Raw genomic sequence first — 11,341 nt, forward strand, 5'->3', positions numbered from 1 at the left:
CGGAGCAGGGGTGACAAGTATCGAATGACAGATATTGAATTCTGTCAGCTGTCATGGCACAGTGGACGGCATGACGATGCGAACCCGAACCCTCGGAACCACCGGCCCCCAGGTCTCCGCCCTCGGTCTCGGCTGCATGGGCATGTCCGCGCTGTACGGCGAGGCGGACCGGGCCGAGTCCATCGCGACCCTCCACGCGGCGCTCGAAGCGGGCGTCACCCTGCTGGACACCGGCGACTTCTACGGCATGGGCCACAACGAGATGCTGATCGGCGAGGCCCTGCGCGCGGCCCCGGCCACCCGGCGTGAACAGGCCCTGGTCAGCGTGAAGTTCGGCGCCCTGCGCGACCCGGACGGCGGCTGGTCCGGCTACGACGGCCGGCCCGCCGCCGTGAAGAACTTCGCCGCCTACTCCCTCCAGCGGCTCGGCGTCGACCACATCGACGTCTACCGCATCGCCCGCCTCGACCCCGACGTGCCGATCGAGGAGACGGTCGGCGCGATCGCGGAACTGGTCGAGAAGGGCTACGTGCGGCACATCGGCCTCAGCGAGGTCGGCGCCGAGACGATCCGGCGGGCCGCCGCCACCGCGCCGATCTCCGACCTCCAGATCGAGTACTCCCTCATCTCACGCGGCATCGAGGACGAGATCCTCCCCACCACGCGCGAGCTGGGCATCGGCATCACGGCGTACGGCGTGCTCTCCCGGGGCCTGATCTCCGGCCACTTCACCGCCGACCGGCAGCTCGGCACGGGCGACTTCCGGGCGATGTCCCCGCGCTTCCAGGGGGACAACCTCCGGCACAACCTGAACCTCGTCGAGGCGCTGCGGAAGATCGCCGAGCAGAAGGGCGTCAGCGTCGCGCAGATCGCCATCGCCTGGGTGCTCTCGCGCGGTGAGGACGTGGTGCCCCTGGTCGGCGCCCGACGCCGCGACCGGCTCGGCGAGGCCCTGGGAGCGCTGGACGTCACGCTGGACGCGGCCGACCTGGCCGCGATCGAGGAGGCCGTGCCCGCCGGCGCCGCCGCCGGTGACCGCTACCCGGCGGCCCAGATGGCGCACCTCGAGAGCTGAACCGCGCTGCGGGTACGGTCTGGGCATGGCACCGACCAGCGAGACCCTGACCGCCGAGCGCATCCTGGAGGCGACCGAGGAGGTGCTGCGCCGCCACGGCCCGGCCAAGGCCACCGTGGTGGACGTGGCCCGCGCGCTCGGCGTCAGCCACGGCAGCGTCTACCGTCACTTCCGCACCAAGGCGGCGCTGCGCGAGGCCGTCACCAAGCGCTGGCTGGACCGCACCTCCGTGGAGCTGTCCGGGATCGTCGCCGCGGACCGCGACCCGGAGGCCCGGTTGCGGGACTGGCTCACCACGCTGTTCGCCGCGAAGCGCCGCAAGGCGGGCGACGATCCGGAGCTGTTCGCCACGTACACGGTCCTCACCGGCGAGAACGGCACGGTGGTCGGCGAGCACATCGCCGACCTGACCGCTCAGCTGACCCGGATCGTCGAGGCGGGCGTGCAGTCCGGCACCTTCGCCGCCACGACCGACCCCGGGGCGACCGCCCGCGCCCTCTTCCACGCCACGGGCCGCTTCCACGACCCGTGCTACGCCCGGGAGTGGGAAGAACCCGGCATCGAGGCGGACTTCACGGCGGTCATGGACCTCGTGGTCCGGGGGCTGCGGCCCTAGGGCGCGCCCCTTCGGCCGGCGCCGGGTCCAGGGGAGGACGCACCTCGGTGCTCACCTGTCAGGTCAGCGCGGGCGCCACGGCGAATCCGCGGTCGGGGATGGCCAGATAGCGCCGGTTGAACCGGACGAACGGCTCGATGAGCAGGTCGACGAAGACCAGGAACGCCACCGTGCCGATGCCGACCGGGCCGCCCAGCAGCCACCCGGACACCAGAAGGGCGCCCTCGATCAGGCCCTTCCCGCACCAGAAGGGCCACTTCCACCGCTGCCGTGCGGTGATGGCCACCAGGTCGATCGCGCGGATGCCGAAGCCGCTCATGATGATCAGGGCCGAGGCGTACGCGCAGAACAGTGCCCCGAGCAGCATCAGCGGGTATCCGCCGAGCCCCAGATGTCCGGCGAGTCCTACCCACTGGTGGATGTCGATCAGGGTGCCGCAGAGGAAGAAGGTCAGGAACGGGGAGAGCACCGGGCGCCGTCTGTTCCACACGGCCCATACGCCGATGCAGACGAGCGCCACTGCCGCCTGGCAGACGCCGATCGTCAGGGGCAGGTGTTCGAGGACTCCCAGCGCGAACACGTCGAGGGGGTCGGTCCCCAGATGGGACTGGATGAAGAAGTGGGCACCCACCGAGAAGAGCAGACAGCCGGCCAGGTAGACGAGTGCCGGGTGCCGTACCTTTCCGTTCGGCGGTTCGCCCTGGTGTCCGTCGTTGTGTATGAGGTCGTTCGTACCGGTCATACGGTCCTCCAGGTCGTGAAGAACTCGGCCGTGACGGTGAGGGAGAGCTTGACGGCGCGTCGATGCAGGCGTGCGCGCCGAATGCCATCGCGAAGACCTGGGGCCGCACGTCGGAGGCCGCACCGAGTCCGATGGCCAGTCCGCACGGAAATCCGTTATGGGCAACGCTGCGGACGTACAGGAGGCGGGGGTTCGATATCCCGACGGATCGCCTCAACCGGGCAGATCGGCGATTTATCCTTGCCGTCCATGCATGGTTCAGCGAGCACGAAGGTCAAAATTTCCTCCATGGCAATCGACCTGCTCACGTGCGCCGCACAGACGCCACACAAGAGGGCCCGATGAATAATTCCACGCATTCGACGGGCAATATTGATCGATCCAGCCCGTGGCTGCGCAAAGGTTAGTCGAGCATTCGAGTTGACGTCCAGAAGTCATTCGGTCGGCAATCAGCCAATCCATCATCTGCCACAGGATTGTCTGAAAGGGAACCTCGGCTGGCCCGAAACGGGCCGGAGACCGTCTCTCCCGGCCCCTGGGCGATCGCCGTACCGGGTGCGCCCCGGCCGGGAGGGGCACAGGATGGGACGTGAGGGGGTCGCCGCGCGGGGGCGCTGAGAAGGAGATGGCGATCGTGGATCTCATACTGCGCCCGGGCACCGCGGACGATGCCGCGGAGTGCGGAAGGATCTGCTACGAGGCCTTCGCCGGCATCGCCGAGGAGCACGCTTTCCCACCCGACTTCCCGAGCCCCGACGTGGGGGTCGCGGTGATCGAGGGAGCCCTGACGCATCCGGGCTTCTACAGTGTCGTCGCCGAGCTCGACGGGCGGATCGTGGGCAGCAACTTCCTCGACGAACGCTCGACCGTCGTCGGGGTCGGGCCCATCACCGTCGACCCCGGCGTGCAGAACGCGGGCGTGGGCCGCCGCCTGATGCGGGACGTGATGGAGCGGGCCGACGAACGCGGGGCGCCGGGCATCCGGCTGTTGCAGAGCGGCTACCACAACAGGTCGTTCTCGCTGTACATGAGCCTGGGCTTCGTCCACCGGGCCACGATGGCCTGCGTGCAGGGCCCGCCGATCGGGCGTGAGATGCCCGGCTACACGGTGCGGGAGGCCACGGACGCGGACCTCGGCGCCTGCAACGAGGTGTGCCGGCAGGTCCACGGCGTCGACCGTGGTGGCGAGGTCGCCGACGGGCTCAAACAGGGCACCGCCCGGGTCGTCGAGCGCGCGGGACGCGTCACCGGGTACGCCACCGACCTCGCCTTCTTCGCGCACGCCGTCGGCGAGACGACCCCGGACCTCCAGGCCCTGATCGCCGCCGCCCCGCAGTTCGCCGGCCCGGGCATCCTCGTCCCCACGAGCGACAGCGTGCTGCTGAGGTGGTGCCTGGCCAACGGCCTCAAGATCGTGCAGCTGATGAGCCTGATGACCATCGGCCTGTACAACCAGCCCGACGGGGCGTACCTGCCCTCGATCCTCTACTAGGGGCTCTTCGGTACCGGACCCGTCCGGTCGCTCACGCCGCCGTCGGGTCCACCGTCGCCTGGTGGGCCTCCGCCAGGTGCTCCTCGGCCTTCAGCCAGGGCAGGAACTGGGCGCCTCTGCGCCAGCCGCAGGTGTCGCATCTGATCGTGCGCTGCACGCCGGTGCGCCGCACCCGCACCACGTGCTCGCGGCCGTGCTGGTCCCAGCGGCTGACCTTGCTGGTGTCGATCTGCGCCATGACGCCTCCCGCGTCCAGGAATCCGGCGGATCCGGTCCGCTCGCAGCAAGGAGTGTGCTGCAAGACCAACATCAACAGGGTTTTCCCGGACGCGAGTTATCAGGCCGTGAGACACCTCAAACGATCGTGCGCGGCAGCCGGAGACTCAGCGCGCCGGTCAGCACCACTCCGCCGAGCTGCACCAGCAACGTCGTGACCAGGGCGTCCCGCATGCCCATCCCCGGGACCAGGGACAGGAACAGCGTGCCCAGGGTCGCCACCCCGAGTGCCAGTGCCGACTGCTGAGTGGTGATCATCACTCCGCTGCCGACACCGGCGCGGGCGGCCGGCACCTCGGAGAGGATGACCCGGTAGACGACGGGGAGTTGCAGCGCCTGGCCCGCGCCGGCGACCGCCGCCCCCGGGAGCAGCTCGACGAAGCCGAGGTGCGGCCAGAAGCGCCAGGCGGCCAGTGCCATCAGCGCCAGGCCCAGACCCTGGAGCGCGGCGCCCGCCGTCACCACCCGCGTGCCGTACCGGGCGACCAGCCGCGGGCCCAGCAGCGAGAAGACGAAGAACACCACCGCCAGCGGCGCGAGCGCCAGGCCCGCGGCGACCGGGTCGAGCCCGGCGCCCTGCTGCAGCGCCACGGCGATCACGAACATGAAGCCGCTGAAGCCGATGGAGAAGGGCAGCACCAGCAGCAGTCCGCGGCGCAGGGAGGTGAGCGCGAACAGGCTCGGCGGGACCAGCGGCGTACGGCCCTCGCGGTCGGCCCGCCGCTCGACCACGTAGAACGCCGCCGCCGCGAACGGGAACGCCGCCAGCGACAGCCATGTCCACAGCGGCCAGCCCGCCGCCCGGCCCTCGGTGAGCGGCACCAGCAGCGTCAGGAGCGAGGCCGCCAGGAGGACCGTGCCCGGGACGTCGACCGGCTCCGGCCGCGTGGACCGGGTCTCGGGGACCGCGCGGACGGCCAGGACCAGCCCGGCGAGGACGACCGGCACGTTGACGAGGAACACCGAGCGCCAGCCGGTCCCCGCGATGTCGGCGGCCACCAGGACCCCGCCGAGGATCTGCCCGGCCACCATGGACAGCCCCGCGGTGGCGCCGTACAGGCCCATGGCCTTCGCCCGCCGCGGGCCCGTCGTGGTCGCCTGGATGGTGGCCAGCACCTGCGGCAGCATCGCGGCGGCCGACGCGCCCTGCGCGACCCGGGCCGCGACCAGCGACCAGGCGCCGGGCGCCAGTCCGCACGCCAGCGAGGTCAGCCCGAAGGCCGCCATGCCGACGAGGAACAGCCGCCGCCGGCCGAACAGGTCACCGAGCCGTCCGCCGAGGACCAGCAGCACGGCGTACGACACCCCGTACCCGGCGACGACGAGTTCGAGGACCGACTCGCTCGCGGCGAGGTCGGCGCCGATGGTGGGCAGGGCGACGTTCACGATGAAGAAGTCGATGAGCGGCAGTGCCGCGGCCAGCAGCACTGTGAACAGTCCGAGCCCGCCGAGCACGGGAGCCGGAGCGGCGGGGGAGCGGACGGGACGTGAGGTGAGGGATTCCGTGGTCACGTCATCAGCCTGCGGCGGCGCTCAGGCTGGTACCAGAGTGTTCTTATCCTGGTAGCAGCGCCACCTGGAAACAGGGTCCGGGCAGCGGCAGGCTGAAGGGTATGACGACCATGGCACAGGAGACAGCGGCCCATCCGCCCGAGGCGTCCGGCGACGCGGACGTCCGGCGGCACGAGCTGGCGGCGTTCCTGCGCAGCCGCCGGGAGCGGATCGCCCCCGAGCAGGTCGGCCTGCCCCGCGGCCGCCGGCGCCGTACGCCGGGTCTGCGCCGCGAGGAGGTCGCCCAGCTCTCCGCCGTGGGCGTCACCTGGTACACGTGGCTGGAGCAGGCCCGGGACATCCAGGTCTCCGTGCAGGTCCTCGACGCGCTGGCCCGCGCGCTGCTGCTCGACCCGAGCGAGCGCGCCCACCTCTTCCGGCTGGCCGGGGCCGCCGACCCGACGCCGGCGACCACGTGCCCGTCGGTCACGCCTGCGATGCGGGCGGTGCTGGAGCAGGTCGAGCCGTTCCCGGCGTGCCTCCAGAACAGCCGGTACGACATCCTCGCCCACAACCGCACGTACGGGCTGCTGCTGTGCGACCTGGACGCGGTGCCGCCCGAGGACCGCAACTGCATGGTCCTTTCCTACACGCACGCCGAGTGGCAGTCGTCGATCGTGCACCTGGAGGAGACGCAGCGGCTGATGGCCGCGCGCTTCCGGGCCGCGATGGCCGGTCATCTCGCCGAGCCCGCCTGGACGATGCTCCTGAAGCGACTGCGCACGGAGTCGCCCGCCTTCCGCACGGCCTGGGACCGCCACGAGGTCGTCGCCCACCGCACCAAACGCAAGGAGTTCCGCAACCGCCACGTCGGCCGCATCACCGTCGACCACACGGACTTCTGGCTGACACCGGGGACGGGCCCGCGGATCGTCACCTACGTCCCGGCCGACCAGGACTCGCGAGAGCGCCTGGAGAGGCTGCAAGCCATGGCGCTGAGCAGAGAATCCGACCTTCAGGGGCGCGGGGAACCGCACGACCAGCCACGACTCACCCGCAGCTAGGCACGCTCCGCGGCTGCCACCACATCCCGCACCTCCGCCGCCTCCAGCCTTTCAGCCGTCCGCTCGGCAGTCCCCCGAGCCCAGCGCCCACTGCTCACCGCCCCCAGCACCAGCACCGCGAGACCGCACGCCGCGATGATCCACCAGCCCGGCCGCGCGGCCGGCACGAACACCTCGCGGTACGAGGACGCGCCCACGCCGGAGGCGAGCACCGCGCCCACCACCGCGACGCCGAGCGTCTGGCCGAGCTGGCGGCTCGTGGAGGCGACGGCCGCGGCGACGCCCGCCTGGGCGCGTGGCATGCCGGAGACCGCCGTGTTGGTGATCGGCGCGTTGACGAAACCGAAGCCGATGCCGAACAGGACGTACCCAGCGAAGAGGGTGGTGTCGGAGGTCTCGGCCTCGAACGCGGCGAAGAGCAGGCCGCTGACCGTCATCGCGCAGCCCGCGACCAACAGCGGCAGACGCGGGCCCCGGCTGCCGACCAGGCGGCCGGAGAGCGGGGCGCACAGGAACGTCGGGGCCGCCATCGGCAGCATCCACAGGCCCGCCTCCAGGGCGTTCAGACCGCGGACGTTCTGCAGGTACAGCGTGGACAGGAACAGGAAGCCGCCGAGCGCGGCGAACGCGCTGACCGCGATCACCGTCGCCCCGCTGAACGGCGCCGAGCGGAAGAAGCGCAGGTCGATCAGCGGCTGCGCGCGCCGTGGTTCGTACCACAGCAGGCCGATCAGCGCGGCCAGGGCGACGACGGCCGCCGGGGCGATGGAGGCGAACGGCGTGCTCGGCGCCTCGATGATCGCGTACGTGAGCGTGCCGAACAGCGCGATCACCAGGAGCTGCCCGACCGGGTCCGGGCGGCGGGCCCTCGGTGCGCGGGACTCGGGGACGAAGCGCAGGGTGAGCAGGAGGGCGGCGAGCCCGACGGGCAGGTTGATCCAGAAGATCGAGCGCCAGCCGACCGACTCGACCAGGAGCCCCCCGACCAGCGGGCCGGCGGCCATCGAGATGCCGACGACCGCGCCCCACGCGCCGATCGCGCGGGCCCGCTCGCGCGGGTCGGTGAAGGTGTTGGTGATGATCGACATGGCGACCGGGTTCAGCATCGAGCCGCCCACCGCCTGCACCATCCGGAAGGCGACCAGCGCCTGAAGGTTCGGCGCGAGGGAGCACAGCACCGAGCCGAGGGTGAAGACGATCAGGCCCGCCATGAAGACGCGCTTGCGGCCGATCCGGTCGGCCGTGGAGCCCGCGAGCATCAGCAGCGAGGCCAGGACCAGGGTGTACGCGTCGATGGTCCACTGCAGGCCCGACGTACTCGCGTGCAGGTCCTGCTGCATCGACGGCAGGGCCACGTTCAGGACCGTGTTGTCCAGGCTCACGATCAGCAGGCTCATGCAGCAGATCGCGAGCACCAGCATGCGGCGGCGGGGGCTGAGCTCGGGCATGGGCTCCATCGTACGCCGATTTCGATAGTGTGGCTAACTAATGAATTTTGCCTTTTCATTGCACGGCACAATGGAGGCATGTCCACGCCCCTCCGGATCGGCCCGCACACCGTCCAGCCGCCCGTCGTCCTGGCTCCCATGGCCGGGATCACCAACGCGCCCTTCCGCACCCTGTGCAGAGAGTTCAGCGGCGGCAAGGGCCTGTTCGTCAGCGAGATGATCACCACCAGGGCGCTGGTCGAGCGCAACGAGAAGACGATGCAGCTCATTCACTTCGACGCGAGTGAGCGCCCCCGGTCCATCCAGCTGTACGGAGTGGACCCGGCGACCGTCGGCAAGGCCGTCCGCATGATCGCGGAGGAGGACCTCGCCGACCACATCGACCTGAACTTCGGCTGCCCGGTGCCCAAGGTGACCCGGAAGGGCGGCGGGTCCGCGCTCCCGTACAAGCGGCATCTGCTGCGTGCCATCCTGCGCGAGGCGGTCAGCGGCGCCGGCGAGCTGCCCGTGACGATGAAGATGCGCAAGGGCATCGACGACGACCACATCACCTACCTCGACGCGGGCCGGATCGCCGTCGAGGAGGGCGTCACCGCCATCGCCCTGCACGGCCGCACGGCCGCCCAGCACTACGGCGGCACCGCCGACTGGGACGCCATCGCCCGCCTGAAGGAGCACGTGCCGGAGATCCCCGTGCTCGGCAACGGCGACATCTGGTCGGCCGAGGACGCCCTGCGGATGGTCCGGGAGACCGGCTGCGACGGAGTGGTCGTGGGGCGCGGATGTCTCGGGCGGCCCTGGCTGTTCGCGGACCTGGTGGCCGCCTTCGAGGGCCGTGAGGACTACCGCAGGCCCACCCTCCGGGAAGTCGCCGACGTCATGGTCCGGCACGCCACGCTGCTCGGCGAGTGGATCGGGGACGAGTCGCGGGGCGTGATCGACTTCCGCAAGCACGTCGCCTGGTACCTGAAGGGCTTCGCGGTCGGCTCCGAGATGCGCAAGCGGCTCGCGATCACCTCGTCGCTCGAAGAGCTGCGGGCCGGTCTCGACGAGCTGGACCTCGACCAGCCCTGGCCCGTCGGCGCCGACGGGCCCCGGGGCCGTACGTCCGGCAACAACCGGGTGGTGCTGCCGGACGGCTGGCTCAAGGACCCGTACGACTGCGCGGGCATCAGCGAGGACGCGGAGCTGGACACCTCCGGCGGCTGATCAGCCGGCCGAGGGGTGCGGTGTGGAGCCGAACGCCCTGAGGAAGCGGTCGCGGAACGCGCTCATCTTCCAGACGGGGGCGTCGCGGTCCGGCTTGAGGCCTTCCGTCCAGTTCCAGTCCGCGACCTGGTCGAGGACCTTCGGGTCCTTCGCGACGATCGACACCGGCACGTCCCGGCTGGCGCGGTTGCCGCTGACCCGGGCGATGGGCTGGTGGTCACCGAGGAAGACCAGGACGGTGTCGTCGGTGCCGTAGCGCTCCAGCCACTGGGTGAGGCTGGTGACCGAGTACTGGATGGACTTGCCGTACTCCTGCCGGGACCTGGTGGTGTCGGTGATGACGTCGGCGGCCTTCTCGCCGGACTTCTGGATGGCGTCGAAGACCGAGCCGTCGCCCAGTTCGTCCCAGCCGACCGTCTTCGGGATGGGCGCCCAGGGCTGGTGGCTGGAGGTCAGGATGACGAACGACATCAGCGGCTTGTCGCGCTTCTCGCCGTGCACCTGGCGCTGGAACGCCTCCAGCGCGTACTGGTCGGGCATCGTCGACCAGCTGAACTTCGGGCCCCGGTAGCCCAGGTCGAAGGCGTCGTAGAGCTTGTCGAGGCCGTACCACTTCTCCTCCGGCCAGCCCTTCTGCACGCCCGGCATCACACCGACCGTGTCCCAGGCGCCGGTCTTCTGGAACGCCTTGGTGAGGGTGAGGTGGTCGCCCGCGGTGACCGTGCGGTAGCGGCGCTGGTTGTCGATCCACAGGCCGGACATGGTCGTGGAGTGGCCGAGCCAGCTGCTGCCGCCGTAGGTCGCCGAGGTCAGCCAGCCGCTGCGGGCGTGGAAGCCGGCCTTCGCCAGGGCCTCGGTGCTCGTGTCGAGGGTGCGGTCGACGCCGGGTGCCATGATCGGGTCCTCGACGGCGCTGCGGCCGTAGCTCTCGATGAACGTGAAGATCACGTCCTTGCCGCGCAGGTCGGGCAGGAGCTGACCGGGCGGGGTGTTGCCGAAGGTGTCCGCCTTCGACTGCCGCACGAACGCCGCCTCGTCCCGCAGCGACTCCACCGTCCGCTGCGCGTGCACCCGGAGGGCCCCGGCACCGCGCTCGGAGGCGATCGGGCCGCCGAACAGCGTCAGGCCGAGGGCGGAGCAGGTGACCCAGACGGTGCCGGCGAGCAGGGCGCCCTTGGTCGCCCGGATCCGGTGGCGGGCCAGTACGTCGCCGAGCCGGATCGTCGCCGCGACCATGACGGCCGCCACGAGCAGGACGAGCACGACCGCGCCGACGGCGGCGGCGGTCGCGACGCCGGCGCCCAGCGTGTCCTCGACGTACGCCCGGGCATCCGGGAGCAGGTCCCAGTCCAGCGCGGCGTTGAAGCCCCGGCCCAGGTACTCGTTGAACCCCATGTCGAGCAGGTTCACCGTGGTCAGCGCGGCCAGACCGAGCCCGTACAGCACCGCCGCCGCCAGCCGGGCCCGGCGCGGCAGCACCAGCATCACGACGGCTCCGACGACCGCCTCCGCCGGGATCCGCGCGAAGCGCTCCGGCTCGACGGCGGGCAGGGTGTTGGGCAGGAGCAGCGCCCCGAGGACCAGGACGGCGGCGAGGGCGGTGGTGGTCAGGCGGAGGGCACGGGCGGCCCGGGGGTGACGGGTGCGCCAGGTGCGGAGGGGGGTGAGGCGGGAGCCGGGGGCGGGAGTCCCCCCTTCCTCTGGGATGACCTCCTGCTGCGTCTCGGGTTCGTCCTCCGAGCTGCCCGGCTGCGACGGCTGGCGGAAGCGTGTGAAGACAGGCACCCGGAGGTCCTTCCCGTACGAAACCCGGTGGGGTGGCGGACCCGCGTGGGGGTACGGGTCCGCCGCAGTTCCGTACGGGGCGCCCGGCAGGCGCGTTCAGCCCACCGGGCCAGCGCTCGGCAAACACCGGGCAAACGCCCGGC

At 71.2% G+C, this 11,341-nt stretch carries 10 protein-coding genes; 5 read left to right on the forward strand and 5 right to left on the reverse strand.

Annotated elements, in window-relative coordinates:
* The first annotated feature begins 70 nt into the window (after positions 1 to 70).
* Positions 71 to 1,075 carry an aldo/keto reductase gene (locus GTY47_RS38195; protein WP_040903456.1) on the forward strand — a complete coding sequence of 335 codons (1,005 nt, stop codon included), beginning with the start codon at positions 71 to 73 and terminating at the stop codon, positions 1,073 to 1,075.
* Between the two features lie 25 nt (positions 1,076 to 1,100).
* A complete protein-coding gene (locus GTY47_RS38200; protein WP_010042146.1) occupies positions 1,101 to 1,691 on the forward strand; it encodes a TetR family transcriptional regulator in 591 nt (196 codons plus the stop codon).
* A gap of 58 nt (positions 1,692 to 1,749) precedes the next feature.
* Here GTY47_RS38200 and GTY47_RS38205 read toward each other — a convergent pair whose 3' ends face one another.
* A complete protein-coding gene (locus tag GTY47_RS38205; RefSeq protein ID WP_010042148.1) occupies positions 1,750 to 2,433 on the reverse strand; it encodes a hypothetical protein in 684 nt (227 codons plus the stop codon).
* A 634-nt stretch (positions 2,434 to 3,067) separates the two neighbouring features.
* Between GTY47_RS38205 and GTY47_RS38210 the strand changes: the two genes are divergently transcribed.
* On the forward strand, positions 3,068 to 3,925 hold the full coding sequence (locus tag GTY47_RS38210) for a GNAT family N-acetyltransferase (RefSeq protein WP_029181335.1): 858 nt from the start codon (positions 3,068 to 3,070) through the stop codon (positions 3,923 to 3,925).
* Between the two features lie 31 nt (positions 3,926 to 3,956).
* Here GTY47_RS38210 and GTY47_RS38215 read toward each other — a convergent pair whose 3' ends face one another.
* Together GTY47_RS38215 and GTY47_RS38220 are read right to left on the reverse strand one after the other, a co-directional pair.
* The gene (locus GTY47_RS38215) at positions 3,957 to 4,163 is read right to left on the reverse strand and encodes a hypothetical protein (RefSeq protein ID WP_010042152.1); all 207 of its coding nucleotides are present in this window, start codon (positions 4,161 to 4,163) and stop codon (positions 3,957 to 3,959) included.
* Positions 4,164 to 4,279: 116 nt separating this feature from the next.
* Positions 4,280 to 5,713 carry an MFS transporter gene (locus tag GTY47_RS38220; RefSeq protein ID WP_010042154.1) on the reverse strand — a complete coding sequence of 478 codons (1,434 nt, stop codon included), beginning with the start codon at positions 5,711 to 5,713 and terminating at the stop codon, positions 4,280 to 4,282.
* A gap of 101 nt (positions 5,714 to 5,814) precedes the next feature.
* Here GTY47_RS38220 and GTY47_RS38225 point away from each other — a divergent pair, with 101 nt between their 5' ends.
* The gene (locus tag GTY47_RS38225) at positions 5,815 to 6,756 is read left to right on the forward strand and encodes a helix-turn-helix domain-containing protein (protein ID WP_010042155.1); all 942 of its coding nucleotides are present in this window, start codon (positions 5,815 to 5,817) and stop codon (positions 6,754 to 6,756) included.
* Here GTY47_RS38225 and GTY47_RS38230 read toward each other — a convergent pair.
* Positions 6,753 to 8,204 carry an MFS transporter gene (locus tag GTY47_RS38230; RefSeq protein WP_010042156.1) on the reverse strand — a complete coding sequence of 484 codons (1,452 nt, stop codon included), beginning with the start codon at positions 8,202 to 8,204 and terminating at the stop codon, positions 6,753 to 6,755. The genes GTY47_RS38225 and GTY47_RS38230 overlap by 4 nt on opposite strands.
* Positions 8,205 to 8,282: 78 nt before the next feature.
* Between GTY47_RS38230 and dusB the strand changes: the two genes are divergently transcribed.
* A complete protein-coding gene (gene dusB / locus GTY47_RS38235; protein ID WP_010042159.1) occupies positions 8,283 to 9,413 on the forward strand; it encodes a tRNA dihydrouridine synthase DusB in 1,131 nt (376 codons plus the stop codon).
* Here the strand turns inward: dusB and GTY47_RS38240 are convergent, their stop codons facing one another.
* Complete coding sequence (locus GTY47_RS38240) at positions 9,414 to 11,198, reverse strand: sulfatase-like hydrolase/transferase (protein WP_010042161.1); 1,785 nt, start codon at positions 11,196 to 11,198, stop codon at positions 9,414 to 9,416. It abuts the gene before it with no gap.
* Positions 11,199 to 11,341: the final 143 nt, after the last annotated feature.

Origin of the sequence: Streptomyces sp. SID5464 (assembly GCF_009862985.1) — a bacterium.
In the GTDB taxonomy this organism is placed as follows: domain Bacteria; phylum Actinomycetota; class Actinomycetes; order Streptomycetales; family Streptomycetaceae; genus Streptomyces; species Streptomyces chartreusis_D.